Raw genomic sequence first — 20,598 nt, 5'->3', positions numbered from 1 at the left:
GCTATGAAAGAAATATTAAAAACTTTAACTGAAGCAATGATGCTACCGGAAGATAGCTATTCTCAACAAGATGCTGAATTTCTTGATATCTTCGTTGAAGAAATTGAAGAAATTTTTGTTGAATTACAATCTTTGATTCATGAATGGATGCAATCTAAAAATGTTGCTACGCTGACTGAGATCCGTCGCCATTTTCATACCTTGAAAGGTTCAGGGCGAATGATTGCAGCGAAATCCTCTGCTGAGCTTGCTTGGACTGTAGAAGATACGCTTAATCGGGTAATCAATGAGAGTCTCACATTAACTCCTAACGTCCAACAATATGTTCAGTTGGTATTTAAGTTCTATTTCTTTAAATTAGTAGATGACTTTAAATCTAAAAAGGAACATGCAGTAGATTTTAGACCTCTTATTTTATTGGGACAACAATTACAACAACAGCAAAGTCTAGAGCCTGCTTTAGAAGAACTTTTATTATTGTCGGATACTCTCACTGCGGAAACTAAGACTGGTTTAGAGGTGGGGGATTTAGAACAGGAATCAGATAATTTAACTCTAGAAACCGCCATAGAAAGTGAACATAACCTTGCTGAAACCTTAGTTTTATTTATGGAAGAAGCGGAAGAGCACTTAGCGACCATCGATCAGTTCTTAGAACAAGAAATACATCAGCACGAGAGTTACAATGCATTAATCCGTGCATTACATACGTTGCGCGGCAGCTCAGCAATGGCTCAGGTAGAAGCAATTTTTGATGCTAGTACTAAAGTTGAGCATTTATTCAAAATTCTATTACAAGAAGAGCTATCTTCTCATTCAGAAGAAATTTTACTACTCCGTGATTACCGTCAGTTTATTCGAAATTGTTTAGATCTATTGGCTGCGCATTGCTCTAATGAGCAATTAGACTTTAACCTGAAACAGTTCAATCAGGTTTGGGATGTTTATATGGAACAACATGGGGAGCATGCGAGCCCGCTCACGCCTCCACATGGTTTAGTATCTCAGCTGTTACAGCTAGATGTTTCAGAATTACTTGATGCAGAGTTGGATTTTGAAAAGGGAATTCGTTCTGAGTTTCCTCATTATCTTGAACGTTTAAGTGAACAAGCTGATTTGTTATTGCAACATACTCAGTCGCAGGCCATGATTGGTTTATATGAATATACGAACCAGCTGAAAGATAGCTATGACGTATTGCTTGATCGACCTGATTTATTACATTCAGATTATGTTTTTGAAATTTATCAGAAAGCACATCAACAATTAATTCAGTTATTTGATGCATTAGCTGCGGGTCAAAGAGTTAGTATTATTGAGCAACACCAAAATATTTTGGAAGAGTTAAAACTATATACCCAATATATTCCAAGCCTTAATTCTGAAGCATTAGAAAGTCATCAGGAAGTTGTTGAGTCGCTATTTAGTGCTGATGTAGAACAAACAGCAAATGAATCTTCAGCATCTATCGAAAGTATACTAACTGATCATGTAGTGATGAGTCAGAGTGTGCATTTAGATCGCCAGTTCATGTCTACGGAGCACGTAAACCGTTATTTTGATCCAGAACTGTTAGATATTTTTCTTGAAGAAGCCGATGAGTTGCTTGAAGGAATGGATACAGATCTTAATATTTGGGTTAATGATCAAGAGAACTTTGCTGCTCTTAATAATCTGATGCGCTATTTGCATACCTTAAAAGGTGGGGCAAATATGATTCAGGCAAATTATATTGGTTTAATTGCACATGAACTAGAAAGTATTTATGAGCGCTTAATTCAAAGACAGTTAATTACTTCATCTGCTCTCATTGATTTTATTCGTCTAGTTCAAGATGATTTAGCTGATCGCCTACAAATAGTACGTGAACAGCACCTAGATTATGCTGCTTCTCATACTATTCAAGCGCTTAAGAATGCAGGTAAGGTATATAATTCACTCGGGTCTGCTGCTAAAGAGATGCAAGCAGAGTCTGAAACAGATGTTATACCGGAATCAAATTTTGAAGTATTACAACAAGAAGCTATACACAATACTGCGTTAAATCTCGATGAGTTAACTTCTAATTTTGAGCAGATTGTTGAGTCTAATAATAGGCTTGTTGAGTACACCGAATTACAAGTTTTTGATGCAGAAGGCTATACAGAGAGTATCCAAGATCAGGATATTGACTCTGTTGTCGAGCAGACATTTATGGAGGAAGCGGCCGAGCTGTTAGAGATGGCCGATCACCTATTAAAGCAGTGGTTTGAGCAGCGTACCAATCGTAGTATCTTGCTTCAGCTACAAAGGGCAGTACACAGCTTGAAAGGTGGTTCCCGTATGGTGGGACTTGAAACCGTACAAGCGATTGCTTATCAACTTGAAAACGCTTTTGAAAAATTTGCGCTTTATCATTTTAGCTCAAATATTTATGACAACTTGCTAGAGAGTGCGATTGTTTGGTTAAAAGAGGCAATTTTCAAGCAAAATTATCAACATTTCGATGGTTTACAACAAAGTTTAGAAAATATTCAGTTTATTGAAACTGCAATACAGATTCCAAGTAAGTTGACCAGAACTGATCTATTTAGCACTGAACCTGTAATGAGCTTTGTGCAAGGTGATGGTGCAGAACCGCCGCCAATGATGGGGGCATGGGAACAAGCACAGCATCTTGAACAAAATAATGAGATGATCCGGGTTTCGGCAGATTTAATTGAGAAAATGATTGATTTGTCTGGTGAAAATTCGATTAACCGTTCACGAATTGAAATGGATCTCAGTCAATTTGGTCATACGTTAGTGGAAATGGAATTAGCCATTCAACGACTAGCAGATCAGTTACGTCGAATGGAAGGCGAATTAGAAAGTCAGATTATTGCAAAACACGGTATTGAGCACTCTCGTTATACAGAATTTGACCCTCTAGAGATGGACCAATATTCTTCATTGAATCAATTATCGAAATCACTTGCCGAATCTGCATCGGATTTAGTGGATTTCAAAAATACATTATCCGAAAAAATCAGAGACACTGAAAGTTTGCTGGTACAACAGTCACGTATTCAGGCCGAAATTCAAGAAGGTCTCATGCGAACACGATTAGTACCATTTTCTCGATTGCTACCTCGTTTACAAAGAATTGTGAGGCAGACTTCTACTGCGTTGGATCGACCAGCAGAGCTTTTTGTTAATAATACCGAAGGTGAATTAGACCGGACAATGCTAGAACGTTTGGTTACACCACTTGAGCACATGCTTCGAAATGCGATTGACCATGGTTTAGAAGATCGTGTGCAACGTGAACAAGCGCGAAAACCAGAAACTGGACGTATTGAACTGAATATTCATCGTCAAGGTACGGATGTTGTTGTTACATTTAAGGATGATGGCCGGGGTATTGATATCGAGAAGGTCCGTCAAAAGGCCCTATTGTCTGGTTTGATTAATCCTGAACAAGTATTAGAACATCAAGATATTTTACAGTTGATTTTCCATCCAGGGTTAAGTACGGCCGATCAAGTCACTCAGATCTCAGGTCGTGGTGTAGGACTAGATGTTGTACAAAGTGATATTAAAGCTTTGGGCGGACATGTGAGTGTGGACTCTGTGTATGGGCAAGGAACAATCTTTACAATACGCGTTCCAACCACAGTAGCTGTTAGTGATGCCTTAATGGTTAAAGTTGCTGATCAACAATTTGCAATTCCTTTGGCTCAAATTGATCGAATTGTTCGAGTTTCACCAACATCATTAGAACAGTATTTTGGAAGTGCACAAGAATTCTTTGAATTTGAAAATAAACGCTATCCATTACGCTATTTATCTGAGTTTGTTGGTAATCAACCAATTCCACGTTTAAGCGGGATGATGTATTCATTACCAGTATTAATGATTAAGACCAATAATGGACAAACAATTGCATTATTGGTTGATCAGCTTATTGGTTCACGTGCGCAGATTGTGGTTAAGCCAATCGGGCAGCAGTTCTCTAGCATTGGTGCGATTGCAGGCGCAACTATTTTAGGTGATGGCCAAGTTTGTCTAATTTTAGATGGACAAAATATTGCTCGCCAAATTCAGTCTACCCGCCGACATAAGCAGCTGAATGAAGCTATCTATAGACAACGCGAGTCTGACGAACGCCGTCTCATTATGATTGTAGATGACTCTGTCACAGTCCGTAAGGTAACGACTCGTTTACTTGAACGTCAGGGCTATGACGTAGTCACTGCTAAAGATGGTATCGATGCAATTGAGCAGTTGGAAAATATTAAACCAGATCTTATGCTGCTTGATATCGAAATGCCGCGAATGGATGGCTTTGAGGTACTTAATCTCGTGCGACATCATGATCTACATCAAGATATGCCAGTCATTATGATTACATCCAGAACTGGCGAAAAACACCGTGAACGAGCATTTACTTTAGGGGTTAACCAATACATGGGTAAACCTTTCCAAGAAGAAGACTTACTTCACAATATTGATGCTTTTTTCACAATACGTGAAGAGGAACTTGCCTAATGAAGAGTCATATCAGCACATCTTTAATTAATGAAATGGATCAGCAAGAACTTCAACATTTAATTACTGTTTCAACTGGTTTTATTGATGCATATATTATTGAATGCGATCAGCAAGTGCCGATGCTATTGCCTCAAAATATAGTGTTATCAGCTATGGATGTTAAAAATGGTATCAAGCATATTGAATGGCATGACGTAAAACTTCCTGTCTATACAGTGCATAATGAAATTGATTCGCGAGCGGTGGCATTAGTTATTGAAAGTGAAGATATCAGCCAACGTTTTGCACTCATATGTAAATCGATGCCAGTTTCAGTTCGTCTGCGTATTTCTGAAGTCGTAGATGAAAACGAAGATATACAGGACTCTTTGCAGCACCCAACTGTATTTAAATATGTGCGTATGGAGAATCAACGCTACCACGTTCCTAATTTGCAATATATTCAAAATTCGCTTCATCTATAAAAAAAGGAACTCATTTTGAGTTCCTTTTTAATTTTTATTTAGCTAATAAATTTTCTAAAATTTGCTCATAAATATCAGTGAGTGGATCGAGGTCATGCACGTCAACATGTTCATTAATTTGATGAATTGTTGCATTAAGAACGCCTAACTCCAATACCTGTGCGCCTGTTGGAGCAATAAAACGTCCGTCAGAAGTACCACCACTTGTTGAAAGCTCAGTTTCAGTGCCAGTTACATTTAAAATCGCAGTTTGAGCCGCATTAACGAGTTCACCAACTGGAGTCAGGAAAGGTAAACCAGAGAGATTCCAAACGATTTCATACTGTAAACCGTGTTTATCTAAAATCTCATGAACACGTTGTTTAAGCTGTTCAGCAGTCACTTCTGTTGAATAACGGAAGTTAAAAGTAACTTCTAAAGTACCTGGAATTACGTTGGTTGCACCAGTTCCAGCATGAATATTTGAAATCTGAAATGATGTTGCTGGAAAATATTCATTTCCATTATCCCAAACGCTTTGGCATAGCTCTGTTAAAGCAGGTGATGCTTCATGAATTGGGTTTAGTGCTAAATGTGGATAAGCCACATGACCTTGTTTACCTTGGACCTTTAATACTGCATTGAGTGAGCCACGACGCCCATTTTTAACAATATCACCTAATTTATGAGTACTTGAGGGTTCACCTACCAAACACCATTTAATTTTTTCATTACGTTCTTCAAGAGTCTCAATAACCTTGACCGTACCGTTAACCGCAGGGCCTTCTTCATCAGAAGTAATTAGAAATGCGATAGATCCTTTATGGTCTGGATGTTTTGCTACAAAACGCTCAGATGCGACAACCATGGCTGCCAAAGCTGTCTTCATATCTGCCGAACCGCGACCATATAATTTTCCATCGCGGATTTCAGGTGCAAATGGGTCTGAATTCCACGCTTCTAACTTACCTGTCGGCACTACGTCAGTATGACCTGCAAAACAAAATACAGGTTCTTCAGTTCCGTGACGTGCCCAGAGATTATCAACCTCACCAAAACGCATTGGTTCAATATGAAAACCAACTTGGCTTAAACGGTCTGCCATGATGGTCTGGCAAGTATGATCAATTGGAGTAACAGAAGGTTGTTGTAAAAGTTCTAGGCTAAGCGAGAGAGTATCTGAATGGTTCATACCGGACATTGCGTGCTGATCAGGTGAAATATAGTCCGATATAATAGGCGAATCTCTACCTGATGGGTACGTAAAAATAAAAAAACCTTATCGGAATGATAAGGTTTTTTAGTGACAACTCTAACTTACATTTTATCTTGTGTTTTTTCAGCAGTATTCGTTACAGCATCACCTGCTTTAGAAACATCTTTACCAAAACCCTTAAACGTATTACAGCCTGTTAAAACAACAGCAATCATTACAGAAGCAGCTAAAACTTTTTTCATCATTTTCTCCGTTTAAATTTAATAATGAAGTAAATTTAGATTAAAAAACAAACGGAAAAAGAAACATGACTGTTTAATAGTAAAAACGTTATAAAATGTGTCTAGAATCTTAAATTTATTGTTAATTATTTAAATTTCTGCATGTTGGACTTCAATTTTAAGTGTGAAGGGTGTCTAAACATATAAAACAGAACTTCCTGACCATTTTTACAATATAAGCCGTCTGTCCACCAGTGTGCTGGGGCGGAACTAGGCTGTTTATTTGGACATAGCCATTCGTGCCTTTCTAATCGATAAAAAGAAGAATGAGGAATTGTGGTGTCCCAATAGCCCAAACGACGCTTTAAATTGATCCAGTCAGGTAGAGGCTGCTGTAAATTTAACTCAAAAGGAAGATAAAGTTGTCCCTTTAAAACTGCAAAGCGTTGATGAATTTCAAAGTTTAATGCTTCAAGAAATTGAAATTGTTTGTTGGTAAAGTGGTAAAGCTTTTTGCTTAAAGTATCCTGACGGTTCAGGCCAATCCATTGTTCTAAATGTAAATCTGCCTCACCGAGATAATATTTTAAGGCGACCTCCCAATGTTCAATTTTTTGCGTTTCTTTATTTAAAATTAAAAAATCTAGCTCACCTAGGGTTTTTGCCCCTTCAATTTTTTGAATACTATGTCCCAATAATTGATAGGGATGGTATTGATCCTCTTGTAGCCAAAACCAAAGTAGATGTTCAAAGCGTAAACCTAGGCGTGTACTTTTAAGCTGAGATAAAAACTGAATTAAAGGTTCTGGGGACTGATCGAGCTCTTTTAAACGTGGCAAATAATTTTGAAAATGACTTTCCCATACTTCGGTTGGATGTAGCTTAAAATGATGTTGTATATATAGACTTTTTGGTAGTTGGGAAAGTAAATTTGGACTAGCAATACAAAATGCTAGCTGTCGAACTATAGGATGTTGAAATTGTAGCCATGGTTCGAAATAGGACATTTTAACTGAGGCAATATTCATACATTTAATACTCGAAGTAATTCATCCTAATTTCATAACGGATCAACAAAAAACATTAGAAAAACACTTTATACTAACGCCAACAGCAGGTTAAGGTTTATATATGCGAACATTGTTCTGGCGCTTTTTAGTCGTGATTTTTATCACGCTAGGCATTATTGGAGCAATTTTACCTGGTATGCCGACAACAGTGTTTTTGATACTGGCTGCTTGGGCTGCTTCAAAAGGCTGGCCACAAATGGATGATTGGTTGTTAAATCACCCTAAATATGGACCAACATTACGTGATTGGCGAGCCAATGGCACAGTGCCTCGTAAAGCGAAGTGGATTGCAAGCATAATGATGGCAATTAGCGGAATTATAATGCTATTTACTTCAGCGCCACTTTTGGTCAAGGCTTTTACTGATATTACTATGTTCATCGTTGCAGTTTGGTTATGGCTACGCCCTGAGCCAAAATAAAAGATTGATAATCTTTTATTTTGGCTCAAGACAAGCAGTGAAACTGCGCGTAGATATAAGAAGATTGATAATCTTTTATTTTTAGTGCAAGAGAAGCCCTTACAATAATTTTTTAGTTAAACTCAAAATATTTGAGTTGATATAAGAGAATAAATTCAATGTCTCAATTTAAGTTCGAAGATGCTGATGTTCTCATCGATTTAGCAAACCAAACATTAACTTTGCCTAAACATAATAAGTTTTATGTCATTTCTACAGGAAAGAATGGAATTGGTGAGCAGGAAAATACGGGTAGAACACCACGTGGATGGCATAGAGTGGCGAAGAAAATTGGTGCAGAGGCCCCCCAAAATGCAGTTTTTATCGCGCGTAAGCCAACAGGGGAGGTTTATAGCACTGAGTTAGCTGCGCAATATCCTGAGCGAGACTGGATACTTTCTCGTATTCTCTGGTTAGATGGTCTAGAGACCGGGTTTAATAAAGGGGAAGGCCACGACACTATGCAACGTTATATCTATATTCATGGAACTCCAGACACGCAACCAATGGGGGTGCCAATGTCACATGGGTGTGTTCGAATGCGTAATGAAGAAATCATTGAGCTATTTGATTTAGTTGCTGAAGATGCATTAGTTTACTTGTCTGAACAATCTTTAACCTGAGTACGAGTTTTATCTATTCTTCATTAGCGGTGTAAATGCAGAAAATATTGAAATAAGTGTTTAAATAAAATACAAAAAATTGTTTTTTACTTAATAATGACTTATTTTTAATCATTCATTCGCATTTTTTTAAAAAGAAGTCGAAAAGCGTTTGACACCTGTTAAAGATTCTCTATAATGCACCTCACAAACGATGAAGACGTTAAAGGGCGCTTAGCTCAGTTGGTAGAGCGTCTGCCTTACAAGCAGAATGTCGGCGGTTCGATCCCGTCAGCGCCCACCATTATTTCATTCCAAAAGTTAAATTTTTCAAATATTTAAATTGCTTATTTGTTTGTAATTTTTAATCTTTATTTGAATTCTTTATCTAAGTCACTCTAAATTTAGTTGTTCTATTCTAAAGCTCAAAGTTTATATCTCCAATTGACTGAAAATCATTAGTAAAGTTATTTCTTATTTGGATAAATGACTTTTGTGTTATTTAATTTGGGGCTATAGGTTTAAAACCTAACTGTGTTTAAAAGTGATTGCTTGAGTTATAGACTAAAATTATTTCACATAAAATTTTCTTAAAAAATTTATTTTATATTTTTATTGAATAGACTTTTCTTATATTAAATTTGCCATGTAATGACTCAAATAGAGCTTTATATATTTCATAAGCTTACGATATCTATTTCTAACCAATAACAATACTTTCTTGCGTAAAAAAAACTGCTATTTTTTTAATAGCAGTTTTGAAATAAGTCATTCTTAATATTCGTTAAAAAACCATCCACTTGCAAAAGCGAAGTATTCTCGTAACCAAGAATTGTAGCGAGTAGCTAATGGTGTTTCAGCTGCCACTGTATAAACTTGCATATAACCTTGTTTTTTAGCAATAGCTGCTGCTCGTGGAGTGTGAAAATCGCTTGTCACAATAGCAATCGGTTGGTCGAGGGTAATGTGGTGCTGTGCTAATAGTGGTTTACTATTCATTAGATTAAGTTCAGTACTTGTACTTTTATCTTCAAGTATCATTCGTTCTTTTGCTAAATGATAATGTTGTTCTAGATAACGCGACATCACTAATGCTTCGCTTTCCTTTTCTGAAAAATCAAGACCTCCCGTTACAACAACTTTTGCTTGGAGCTGTTTTAGAGCAATAGGGGCGGCCGTATCTAAACGTTTTGCAAGAGTTTTGGATGGTTGACCATTTTCAACGCCACTACCTAATACAATGATTGCATTTACTGGAGGCAGATTTTGACTTGTCTCTTTATTCTCTTTAATAAAATCAAAGAAATAGCCTAAGCTAATTAGCCATATCCAGAGGCATAACCATCCAAAACGCCAAAGTGTGTGTAAGCGATAGTGATAGAAGAAGAAACGCTCTAAATGATAATAAAATAAAGAATAGAGGCAGAAGAAAGCGCCCAAAATTAAAGGGATAATTGTGCCGACATTAATTTTATTTAGAGAAATTAAAATTAACCCATCCAGAAATAAAATCGAACCAATGATTGCTAGGAAAATACGGATCCACTTACTGACTTGCATTGTGTTTACAGTTGCAATTTAAATTGCAGACAGTGTATGCAAAATCATTTTGAATGCAATAAAAAACCGAGTAAAGCATCTGTGCCATACTCGGTTTTCTGATTTATTGGCCTTTAATAAACATCACGGCGATAACGGCCTTGTTGTCTTAATTCATCTAACTGTTCATCACCTAGAATTTCAACCAGTGCTTGGTCGACTCCACTTGCCATACCATCAATGCTACCACAGACATAGAGAACAGCGCCGCGTTCTATCCAGCTTACTAATTCTGCTGCATTCTGACGGATTACATCTTGAACATACACGCGTTGTTCTTGATCTCGGGAAAATGCTAAATCTAGACGTTTTAGCATTCCTGTTGTTTGCCATGCTTCAATTGTTGATGCATAGAAGAAATCACATGCGCTTTGACGTTCACCAAAGATTAACCAGTTTTCAGTGTAATCATGACGAGTACGTGTATGTAACAGGCTCATTAAACCTGCAATACCGGTTCCGTTACCAATACAAATAATAGGGCGGTTGTCATCAATAAGATGGAATGATTCATTGGTACGAATACGCAAAGCAACGTCATCATTGACTTGAGTATGTTGAGTCAGCCATCCAGAACCTAAACCTAAGTTACCAGACTCATCATGTTGTTGACGAACAACCAAACGAAGCACTTGCTGAGAAGGAATACTCGCAATTGAGTACTCTCGCGTTGGTAAGTTAGGAAGCTGTTCTAATAAATGGTCCAGATTCGCAAATGGTTCAATTTCGCTCGTTAAATCTTTATTCCAAAGCGCTTTCTCAATTGAGATTTCTAATGAGTCGACTTTGGCATTTTTAAGAATATGATGCTTCTGTAAGAATGCCTGAATACGTTCAGGGCTATTACCAGGCTGAATTTCAGCAATATCACCAGCTTGCCATATTGCTTCGTGCTTTGCGTTAAGCTCAATATTATAAGCAGGTTGCCCTAAGCTATTTGGATTGAGTAAGTCACGTTGTTGTAACTTCCATGTATCAAAAACTTTTTCTAAATTTACAGCATGTAAATCTAATTTAGTTGCTTTCGCGAGTGCTTGATTCCAGTTTTGAATATCCGCTAAGTGTGCATTATCAACTTCAATTGTATTAAAGAGGGCATGAGCACCATTAATTTTAAGCCAAGCATCTACTGCGTGACCAAAACTACAATACGTATCAGGATATTCTTTAGAACCTAGCGCCAAAACAGCATAGTTCATGTGCTTAAGATCTAGATTTGCTTTTAAAAGCTTTTTAGCAAAGCTTGTAGCGAGGTCGGGAGCATCACCAGTACCGTATGTACTGATTACAAATAAAACCTGCTCATGCTGCTCTAAATCAGATTGTGTTAGCTGCTGTACAGGTTTAACCAGAACTGGTTGATGAGCTTCTTGTAAACTTGTTGCTGTACTCCAAGCAAGTTGTTCTGCTACACCAGTTTGAGTTGCATAGGTAATAAGCCAAGGCTTTGCATTTGGATCAATGTATTGCCCAGCCAAAGACTGACGAGCCGCCTGTGTTAACTTTTTCTGTTTGCGGCGTTTAAGATAAAGCATCAACCCTGTAACAAAGAATAAAGGCATTGCCAATGAAGCAAGCATCGCAACGAATTGATAAATTGGTCCAAAGAAGCTACCACGGTGTACGGGTAACATACTGCTCATGATTTTTTGATTAAGCTTTTTATCTTCGTAAAGCTCCATCTTTTCGATAGTGCCAGTTTGATAATTATAGATGGCTTGGTTGCGTGCACGTTCGTGTTGCGGGGTAGCATCGACAAAGCTTAACTCAATTTTTCCATCATCTTTTTTAGGTAGGCTTAATGTTAGCGTCGAATAATCACGTCCGACCTGACTATTGAATCCACTCCATGTTTGATTAAGTACTGTAATGAGCTGAGTATTATCTAACTGAGGCTCTGATTTTTTATCAGTATTATGCTCAGATCGTTTATTTTGTTGCATTCCTCGATTTTGAGGAGCGGAGCCATGACCTTGTGGTTTGGGTTGTTCAACTCCCATCACTTTGAACATGCCACTGCGCCACCAGTCATAAGACCAATATAGACCTGTACATGCGAATAGTAGATAAAAAACAATGACCCATGTCCCAACAACAGCATGTAGATCCCAAATAAAATTTCGGCCTTTCAATTTTGGTTTAACCGCGAGCCATTGACGAGCAGAATGCTTTTTAGGCCAGCGTAAATATAATCCACTCAGTACAAAATAAATTAACATTAAGGCACAAGCACCAGTAATTTGCTTGCCAACTTCGCCTGCGGTTAAATTACGATGAATTTGTTGTATTAATAACAACAGTTTTCTGCCTTTAACATCGGGCAGAACCTGAGCGTTATAAGGATTCACCATCATATTATAGCCACGGCGTTCACCTTCTTTTTCAATATTGACAGTAGAAGAGGTGGTCGGATCCTTGGCAATCGTAATGCTATTAATTTTAATTTCAGGCTGAGTCGTATTGAAATGTTGATATAGCTGAGCAGGCGTTAATTTTGGAGTGCTTTCAGCTTGAACAACATAACTATCAGAATTTACCCATTTTAAAATTTGTTGGTCATAAGAATAAATTGCACCTGTTACACCCATAATGGATAAGATTAGGCCAGCAGTAATACCCAGAAACCAATGAATTTGAAATAAAATTTTTTTAAACATGGTCGAAAATGTGAATATGATGGAGATCTTGTAAAGAAGTATAGCCGAAGATTGAGTAGATAATATGGATTTTGGAGATAATATTAATTTTCATTATCATTTGTTTTTACTGCAATAAAAAACCTCCATAAGGAGGCCTTTTATGAAATCAAAACTTACAGAGTTTTCGGTTCGCCTACAGATTCTTTTAAGTGCGTGCGAATCGTATTGAACGAGAAGTTTTTAGAATCCATACGCTTAGGTAAAATATAAGCACCTTGTTGTTCTTGGCCTTTTGGGTCTTTTACTTTGAAATTTACCAAGATGAAATCAGGTCCATTGTACCATTCGTAGATATTTTTCCATCCAATTGTACCAACGCCTTCTTGTTGGCCCATTTTTTGGCGCATCACAATACCATGAGGCTGCACGCCTAAACGAATACCTTTGATTTCCTGTACCGGAAATTCATTCATTTTGCGTTTAACGTACCATTCTAATCCGTATTTACGACCTAGGTAGTAAAGTACTACAGCGACAATAGCAACCCAGCAAAAAACAGTAGAATAGTTCTTAATAAAAATAAGACCTAATATAGCTAGGGCTAAAACTACACCCATAATTGCCCAAATTTTTGTGCTGATTTTATTGGTGCTGCGCCAGATAAGAAGCTGTGCATTACGTTGTTCAGCTTCTGACACGTCATATGGAACAGGCTGAAGCGTATAAGCGTATAAAGTTTTCGCGGTCATAGTGCAAATAACAAATTGTAAACTGTTTTAAGTTTAGCACTAATTGGCATAAGTCAGGAAAGGATATTATGCCAATTTAATACTAAATTCCGAGGCAAATTTATAATGATGCAAGCTCACTGGCATCATTATCAAGATCATGACTTAGACGTTGTTTTAACATACTAAATCGGTTCAACACACCAAGCATGAGTGAGAGCTGCTGTAAAATAATGAGTGATTTTTGGTCATTTTCGTCATTTTGGCTTAGACGCTGACGTATCGTTTGGAGCATATTTTGTGCTGTAAGATCAGGCATCTCATCTCTTAAGAGAGCTCCTTGAATATCATCTAGTGCTTGGTCTAATAATTTAAGAACAGCTTGATCCTGAAGGCTTTCTCGATGTGCCCCAAGTGCCGCGATATAACTTAAAAATGTATGGTTTAAACATAAAAATTCAAAAATATCGGATTTACGAGTTGGGTCAAAGTCTGGTTCAGTCGCTAAAGTTGAAATAAGTGAAGCAACTTCAGCATCTGTATTATGTGCAGCTCGACGTACAATTCGGTAATTGAGCGCATGATTACGGCCTTCATGATACTGTTTCACAACTTCAGCTAAATAATTACATTGAGCTTGTAATGAACGTCTGATGTTGCGAGGTAAACGACGGAACTTCCAGTCGGGCCAAATAAATGTCACGCCAAACCAAGCTAAAGCACAACCAATTAAGGTATCTAAAAATCTTGGAATGGCCGCAGCCATTGCTGAACCGTCCAGATTAAAGTTAATTAGTGCAAGAATTGTGATAAAAGCGGTTGCTTGCGCATATTGCTTACTGCGTAATTCAAAAAACAGGACTCCACTTAATATCAACATGAATAGTTGCCCTTCGGTTGAAGGAATTAAGAAGATAATCGCAAGACCTACAATAATCCCAACTAATGTTCCAACAATTCGTAGACGTAAGCGACGCTTGGTAGCGTTAAAATTAGGTTGGCTTACAAATAGAGCTGTAAGCATAATCCAGTAGCCATATTCAATATGGGTCATTTGGATGAGCACATATCCAATAAATAAAACAATCGATACACGAATCGCGTGGCGGAACAGCACAGATTCTGGAGTTAAATTTTGTTTTATCCGGATGACAATATCATTCCATCCTTGTAAATCATCATCTTTAAGCTGGTTTTCGGCTTGTTTCACTTTATCAGATTGAATGTGTTGTTCAGTTTCCAAGTTGAGTAACTGGGAATCGATAGATTTTAAGTTTTGGTATAAAGCGAAAAGCGCATTTACCCATAAAAGGTCATAATGCTGATCGTGTCTTAGCTTCTCTAAAGAAAGGCGTAGGTTTTCAAAGCTTTGTTTAAACCTTTTATTATGGTTATAAGGTTTACGTTGCAAAATACATTCATTTAACTCTTGGCAAGCTTTGCCTTGGATTGCCAAAATCCGTTGGAATCTAAATAAAATATCACTATGCTGAAAAATTTTGGCTAACTTTTGATAGTCGATATGAGCAGAGTCAGCACGCTCATGAATGTCTTGAGCGACAAAATAATAATGTAAGCTTCGGCGTGTATCTTTTTGCCCACGGTCGCCTTTTAAACGAGTCAATAAAGCTGTTTTTAAGTCATTAAAAATCGTAATTAACTTACCGTTTTCTAATGACAGTTCGATCATACTTTGCTGATAGCTTGCAGCAGTCATATCTACATCAAACAAATTTGATTTTGCAAATAGAAAATCACCTAGGGATGCATAAGATGCAGCCAGTTTGTCTTGTAGTTGTCGAACCGGAAATAGTAAAAAACTAATAGTTGCAATTAAGCCATACCATGCAGCACCTGCAACTAAAAGGGCTGGTTGAATATACCAGTGGTCGAAGAGATGAACACCTAGCATGGTATAGACTGAAACAACCAAACATCCATAAGAGATGGTTGCGTAACGACGTCCTAATGAACCCAGTAAAATCCAGCCAATACACGAAGCAATCAATCCCAAAGCAAAAGCCATTGGGTAGGGGAAAAGTAATTGTACGGAAGCTGCGGTAATGAAGAACCCAATATAAGTATAAATCAGGTTCATGATTCGTACTGAAAAGCGATCATCAATATCGCTTAAACCGGCTGCAACCACACCCAAAGTAAGTGGAATTGTTGCTAATTGATAGCCCAGAAAATAAGGCACGAAAGCAGTTCCTGAAAAGGCTATCAGCATTCGCACGTTATACATAAATGTTGTGTTATAAGTCGCTCTTTTTAGGCGTTTAAACCAAGATTTCAAAGGAAGTCCTTGCTGATCAACCTGAGGATAAAGGATTTGTGTATTTCTACACCAATGTTGCACAAATCATACGATAGACAGTGTAAGCTTGTCTGTATGCAAATGATTGAAAAATGAAATATCGTTATGTCTGAACAAACAGCCCAGCGTCAATACTCTATTGGCTGGATTATGTTGCTCGCTTTACTTACGGCTTTAGGGCCATTATCCATCGATATGTACTTACCTGCTTTGCCACAAATGGCGCATGATTTTGGGGTAAGTACACAAATGGTGGCCAATACACTACCAGCTTACTTTTTTGGTTTAGCTGTTGGGCAATTGGTTTATGGTCCTCTAAGCGACCGGATTGGTAGAAAAAAACCACTTTATTTTGGTCTCGCACTTTATGCAGTCGCAAGCTTATTTTGCGTATTGGCTACAAATGAATGGGGCTTGATTGCTGCTCGTATTTTGCAAGCTTTAGGCGGCTGTGTTGGTGTGGTTATGGCCCGTGCAGCCATACGCGATAAATTAGATGTTCAAGGCTCGGCACAAGCTTTTTCAAGCATGATGATTGTAATGGGGTTAGCACCTATTTTGGCACCGATGATCGGGGCTTGGATTTTAATTTGGTTTCCGTGGCAAGCGATTTTTATTGCGCTTTCAATCGTGGGAGTCATATGTTGGTTGTGCGTACATTTCTTCTTTAAAGAGACCTTGGCAATCGATAAAAGACTCAAGCTGTCACCATATCAAGTCGTTACCCTCTATGGGGCTATTTTCAAAGATGCGAGTTTCCGCTTACCTATGTTTGCAGGTTGTTTAACAGGGGCGGCGCTATTTTGTTATATCAGCTCAGCACCAGCAGTTTTTATGGATCAATACGGACTTAATCAGCAAGAGTTTGCTTATGCCTTTGGACTAAATGCTTTTGGCATTATGTTGATGTCATCTTTAAATAAGCATTTAACATCACGTGTTGAGATCACTAAACGGTTAAAGGCAGGTTCACTTGTACAAGTGACTGGAGCTATTATCGTATTTATTGCGGGTTTAATTCCTGCTGCGCCTTTATGGCTTGTTATGTTAGGGCTATTTTTAGCTATTTCAGGCATTGGTTTAACAGGACCAAATGCAATGGCGCTGGCAATGTCCAAACAAGGTGCCCGTGCAGGAACAGCCAGTGCAATTATGGGAAGTATGCAATTCGCTTGTGGCCTCTTGGGGGGCGTGCTGCTTAACTTCCTCATTTGGTCTGCATCGCTCAACATGGGCGTGATGATGGTGTTATTTACGCTGAGTGGGTTCGTTGTCGTTCTAAAAGCGGTGCAACAAGTAGAAACCAAGCCATTCTCATAGTTTTAAAAGAATGGCGACTTAGATCTTATTCGTCTAGAAAAACTGTGAAATTTTCGACAGGTTCTCTAGGTGTAATGAAGGTATTTACAATGTGATTAGGGTCAGCATGACCTAATGCAATTGCACAAACTAGTTCTTCATCATCTGATGCACCTAAGATATCTAAAACAATAGGGTGAAAATGGTTCCAAGCTGCTTGTGGGCATGTATCTAAACCTCGTGCCTTGGCAGCAACCATCACGTTTTGGATCATCATTGCGATATCCATTTTAGACCCGATTCCCATGGTTTTATTTACTGTAAAGAAAAGGCCAGCTGGTGCATCAAACAGTTTAAAGTTACGTAACTGTTGTTCAGCCATTTTTTCTTTTTCGCCCTTTTTAATTTCGAGTAGACCATAGAGCCCCCAACCATTTTCGCGGCGGCGGTCAATAAAAGGGGATATCCATTTTTCAGGGTAATAGGCAAAAGTTTCTTTATATTGTTCTGCAAGTTCCGGGTTTTTTGAAACTTCGATTTGTGCTGCACAGACACGTTCAACCATTTCATTACGCTTGTTGCCTGTTACTACATACACTTTCCACGGTTGAGTATTAGTTCCAGAAGGTGCTCGACTTGCGACTTGTAATATATCTTTAATAACTCCTGACTCAATTGGAGTATTTAAAAAAGCGCGGACAGAATGTCGAGAAGTGATAGCTTCATCAACGAGACGAACTTGTTCCAGATTCATGAGATACTCCTATATCATTTTCTTAAATATTTCATACTTTATTGAAGCTTAATTTCATGTTTTGAAAGTACTTCATTTATAAGCACAAAATATTAGAAAAGAGATATTCTTACAGGTATGATAATTTAATTAGTTTAGACATATTGTCTGATTAATCATAATTCGAATATGCCACTTTAGATTTAAATAGACAAAATAGTGTGATTTTGTCGGTTATAAAAATAAAAGCATAACAGTGAGTGGGTGAAAAATATTCAATTGAAAAAAAAGGTATAATATGTTTAAAAACAGTACAAAACGGATAGTTTTATATAAAATATGACCATTTTTTATATAAAATTTTAATGAAAAATATACACAAAACTTTAAATTTCTGCATAATACCGACTTTTTTACGCAGGTATGATTTCTCCATACTCACGTTAGGAAATAGTGGCTGCAAACAAAATCCCTTTACAAAAGGATTTAGGTGCAGAAATGGAGAAATACACGAGATATAGGAGCTTTACATGAGTCTACCACTCATCAACAAGCAGTTCATGAAACAAGGATTGGCGATTACCATTGCAACCATGAAAATGAACGTAACTCACGCAGCTACTGGGCCACAAAAAATACAACAGCTTATAAACGCACTCTTCTTTGATCATGGAGAAAAGGGCGCAGATAGTCGCGTTATGGCGATCGCTTGTTACAGTCTTTGAAATTTATATCCAGTTTAGACATTTGCTCAAAAGTATATGTAAATATGCTTATTGGCTTAAATCCAGTTTTTGTATAACTCGCTTGATTGATGGGAATCATTAGACGAGTTTATTTAGCGGTGGTCATTTGTTAGTTTCCAAGTTTGTAGCTGAGTCGATGCATACTGTTTTTCCAAAAGCGGAAATTTTCAGTAGTGCAATGATATTATTTTGTCTGAAGGTCGCTTTCTCTCATGCAACCTTCAAAGGCTTAGTGTTGGGCATGATGTTGCTTAAACTTGTGACGATAATTGCTATTCAATTGACATTAAAAGTTTTTTCTTGAATTTACTGAAAAGTCCCGGTTTCTAGGGGCTTTTTTGTTTATTGCAGTATTTTGGCATGTGCTTTTAGCACATTAGCAAGGAACGTAAGCGGACCGAGTATGAATGAACAACTCAATGCCACACTGATGTCGTGGGTAAAATTTTTTAATGACCCTTTATGGGACTTTTTGGTTATTTTCTTGCTGGCTGTAGGCGTTTTTTATACGGTCTTAACAGGAGCAGTGCAAATTCGCATGTTCTTGCAAAGTATCCGAGTGATGAAAAGCAGTCGTACCGAAGGCGAAGATGAGCATGGTCTTACACCTTTTCAGGCGTTTGTAACTGGCCTTGCGAGCCGTGTTGGGGTAGGTAATATTGCTGGTGTAGCAATTGCCATCGCAATTGGTGGCCCTGGTGCAGTGTTCTGGATGTGGGTAACAGCTGTTCTTGGTATGAGCTCTGCTTTTATTGAGTCTACGCTTGCTCAACTATTTAAAGTTCGAGATAGTAAGACTAAACAGTTCCGCGGTGGACCAGCCTACTATATTACTCAAGGTTTACGTAGTAAAACCTTTGGTGTGGTCTTCGCACTTGCATTGATCTTTACCTATGGTTTCGTATTCAACTCAGTTCAAATCAATGCGATTGCTAATGCATCATCACATGCTTGGGGTTGGGACAAAGCTAATTTTATTGCTCATTTAGGTGGCGTTGATCTAGAAATTTCATGGGTTGGCCTTGCTCTTGTAGTTTTAGTGGCATTGGCAATTTTTGGTGGTATTAAGCGTATCGCTAAATTTGCAGAGATGTTTGTACCTTTAAAAGCAGGTCTTTATCTATCTGTTGCTCTATATATTGCAATCAGTAACTATGCAATTTTGCCTGATATTTTAAAGCTGATTGTGACTGAAGCTTTCAATTTTAATTCTGCAGCAGGTGGTTTCTTTGGTGCGGCAGTGTCAATGGCAATGATGCAAGGGATTAAGCGTGGTTTATTCTCTAACGAAGCTGGTATGGGTTCTGCACCAAACGCAGCGGCTGCATCTGATGTAAAACATCCTGTAAACCAAGGTTTGGTACAAATGCTCGGTGTATTTGTAGATACTTTCATTGTATGTACAAGTACTGCAATCATTATTTTGGTTTCTGGCGTTTACCAAGATGCAGGTTTTGTTGGTGTTGAATTAACACAACGTGCCTTAGAAACTCAAGTTGGACATTGGGGATCGGACTTCCTTGCAGTTCTATTATTCTTATTCTGTTATTCAGCTGTACTAGGTAACTATGCCTATGCAGAAGGTAATGTACAGTTTATTAATAACAATCCGAAAGTCATGTTCATCTTCCGTATTTTTGTATTGGTGATGGTGTACTTCGGTGCAATTGGTAGTGTTCCACTCGTTTGGTCTATGGCTGACTTGTTTATGGGTATCATGGCAACCATTAACTTGATTGCAATCTTACTGTTAACGCCGATGGCGCGCACATTGTTGAAAGATTACCGTGAACAATTGAAAAAAGGCATTAAAGAGCCTGAGTTTAAAATTGATAAGTATCCGGAATTGAAAAAGAAAGTTGATTCAGATATCTGGTAAGTTAAAAAAGGCCTCTTATAAATAAGGGGCCTTTTTCATAGGGGGATAGATAAAATACTTGAGTCTAAATTTTAAACATGACAAATTAAATAAATTCGATACAGCTTTTCACAAGACTAGCAACTAAAATTGCA

16 protein-coding genes and 1 tRNA gene are annotated in these 20,598 nt (G+C 37.8%); 9 read left to right on the top strand and 8 right to left on the bottom strand.

Features of this window, described 5'->3' with window-relative positions; translation table 11 throughout:
- Positions 1-3 precede the first annotated feature (3 nt).
- Positions 4-4,509, top strand: a complete 4,506-nt coding sequence (locus tag HL290_RS14085; protein ID WP_198496801.1) for a hybrid sensor histidine kinase/response regulator — start codon at positions 4-6, stop codon at positions 4,507-4,509.
- Positions 4,509-4,976, top strand: a complete 468-nt coding sequence (locus tag HL290_RS14080; protein ID WP_004639007.1) for a hypothetical protein — start codon at positions 4,509-4,511, stop codon at positions 4,974-4,976. Before HL290_RS14085 ends, HL290_RS14080 begins: the two co-directional genes overlap by 1 nt.
- A 34-nt stretch (positions 4,977-5,010) precedes the next feature.
- On the opposite strand, the gene dapE is transcribed toward HL290_RS14080, so the two are convergent.
- From dapE to HL290_RS14065, 3 genes are all read right to left on the bottom strand, one after another.
- Entirely contained in the window at positions 5,011-6,147 is a 1,137-nt protein-coding gene (dapE, locus tag HL290_RS14075) for a succinyl-diaminopimelate desuccinylase (protein WP_198496800.1), read from the bottom strand.
- A 125-nt stretch (positions 6,148-6,272) separates the two neighbouring features.
- Positions 6,273-6,416, bottom strand: coding sequence for an entericidin A/B family lipoprotein (locus HL290_RS14070; protein ID WP_003655297.1), 144 nt, complete (start codon positions 6,414-6,416; stop codon positions 6,273-6,275).
- A 122-nt stretch (positions 6,417-6,538) separates the two neighbouring features.
- Positions 6,539-7,420 (bottom strand): DUF1853 family protein, encoded by an 882-nt coding sequence (locus HL290_RS14065; RefSeq protein ID WP_198496799.1) that lies wholly within the window; start codon positions 7,418-7,420, stop codon positions 6,539-6,541.
- Between the two features lie 103 nt (positions 7,421-7,523).
- On the opposite strand from HL290_RS14065, the gene HL290_RS14060 reads away from it, so the two are divergent.
- The 3 genes from HL290_RS14060 to HL290_RS14050 all read left to right on the top strand — a co-directional run bounded on the left by HL290_RS14060 (position 7,524) and on the right by HL290_RS14050 (position 8,828).
- Positions 7,524-7,883: a YbaN family protein gene (locus HL290_RS14060; protein WP_198496798.1), complete on the top strand. Its 360-nt coding sequence runs from the start codon at positions 7,524-7,526 to the stop codon at positions 7,881-7,883.
- A 158-nt stretch (positions 7,884-8,041) separates the two neighbouring features.
- On the top strand, positions 8,042-8,545 hold the full coding sequence (gene elsL, locus HL290_RS14055) for a cell wall-recycling L,D-carboxypeptidase ElsL (RefSeq protein ID WP_005036336.1): 504 nt from the start codon (positions 8,042-8,044) through the stop codon (positions 8,543-8,545).
- 207 nt (positions 8,546-8,752) lie between these two features.
- A tRNA-Val gene (locus tag HL290_RS14050) sits at positions 8,753-8,828 on the top strand.
- 470 nt (positions 8,829-9,298) lie between these two features.
- On the opposite strand, the gene HL290_RS14045 is transcribed toward HL290_RS14050, so the two are convergent.
- The 4 genes from HL290_RS14045 to yccS all read right to left on the bottom strand — a co-directional run bounded on the left by HL290_RS14045 (position 9,299) and on the right by yccS (position 15,786).
- The gene (locus HL290_RS14045) at positions 9,299-10,084 is read right to left on the bottom strand and encodes a YdcF family protein (protein ID WP_198496797.1); all 786 of its coding nucleotides are present in this window, start codon (positions 10,082-10,084) and stop codon (positions 9,299-9,301) included.
- A gap of 113 nt (positions 10,085-10,197) precedes the next feature.
- A complete protein-coding gene (locus HL290_RS14040; RefSeq protein WP_198496796.1) occupies positions 10,198-12,780 on the bottom strand; it encodes a PepSY domain-containing protein in 2,583 nt (860 codons plus the stop codon).
- 155 nt (positions 12,781-12,935) lie between these two features.
- Positions 12,936-13,511 carry an SdpI family protein gene (locus HL290_RS14035; protein ID WP_198496795.1) on the bottom strand — a complete coding sequence of 192 codons (576 nt, stop codon included), beginning with the start codon at positions 13,509-13,511 and terminating at the stop codon, positions 12,936-12,938.
- A 100-nt stretch (positions 13,512-13,611) separates the two neighbouring features.
- The gene (gene yccS / locus HL290_RS14030; protein WP_151743390.1) at positions 13,612-15,786 is read right to left on the bottom strand and encodes a YccS family putative transporter; all 2,175 of its coding nucleotides are present in this window, start codon (positions 15,784-15,786) and stop codon (positions 13,612-13,614) included.
- Positions 15,787-15,912: 126 nt separating this feature from the next.
- Between yccS and HL290_RS14025 the strand changes: the two genes are divergently transcribed.
- Entirely contained in the window at positions 15,913-17,127 is a 1,215-nt protein-coding gene (locus HL290_RS14025; RefSeq protein ID WP_198496794.1) for a multidrug effflux MFS transporter, read from the top strand.
- Between the two features lie 25 nt (positions 17,128-17,152).
- Here the strand turns inward: HL290_RS14025 and HL290_RS14020 are convergent, their stop codons facing one another.
- A complete protein-coding gene (locus tag HL290_RS14020; protein ID WP_004639026.1) occupies positions 17,153-17,860 on the bottom strand; it encodes a nitroreductase in 708 nt (235 codons plus the stop codon).
- Between the two features lie 509 nt (positions 17,861-18,369).
- Between HL290_RS14020 and HL290_RS14015 the strand changes: the two genes are divergently transcribed.
- From HL290_RS14015 to HL290_RS14005, 3 genes are all read left to right on the top strand, one after another.
- On the top strand, positions 18,370-18,564 hold the full coding sequence (locus HL290_RS14015) for a hypothetical protein (protein WP_198496793.1): 195 nt from the start codon (positions 18,370-18,372) through the stop codon (positions 18,562-18,564).
- Between the two features lie 184 nt (positions 18,565-18,748).
- The gene (locus HL290_RS14010; RefSeq protein WP_132071758.1) at positions 18,749-18,889 is read left to right on the top strand and encodes a hypothetical protein; all 141 of its coding nucleotides are present in this window, start codon (positions 18,749-18,751) and stop codon (positions 18,887-18,889) included.
- A 99-nt stretch (positions 18,890-18,988) separates the two neighbouring features.
- Positions 18,989-20,464, top strand: coding sequence for an alanine/glycine:cation symporter family protein (locus HL290_RS14005; RefSeq protein ID WP_004639031.1), 1,476 nt, complete (start codon positions 18,989-18,991; stop codon positions 20,462-20,464).
- Positions 20,465-20,598: the final 134 nt, after the last annotated feature.

Source organism: Acinetobacter sp. AC1-2 (genome assembly GCF_016124155.1).
Lineage (GTDB): Bacteria > Pseudomonadota > Gammaproteobacteria > Pseudomonadales > Moraxellaceae > Acinetobacter > Acinetobacter calcoaceticus.
This window is presented reverse-complemented; position numbering and strand designations above follow the sequence as displayed.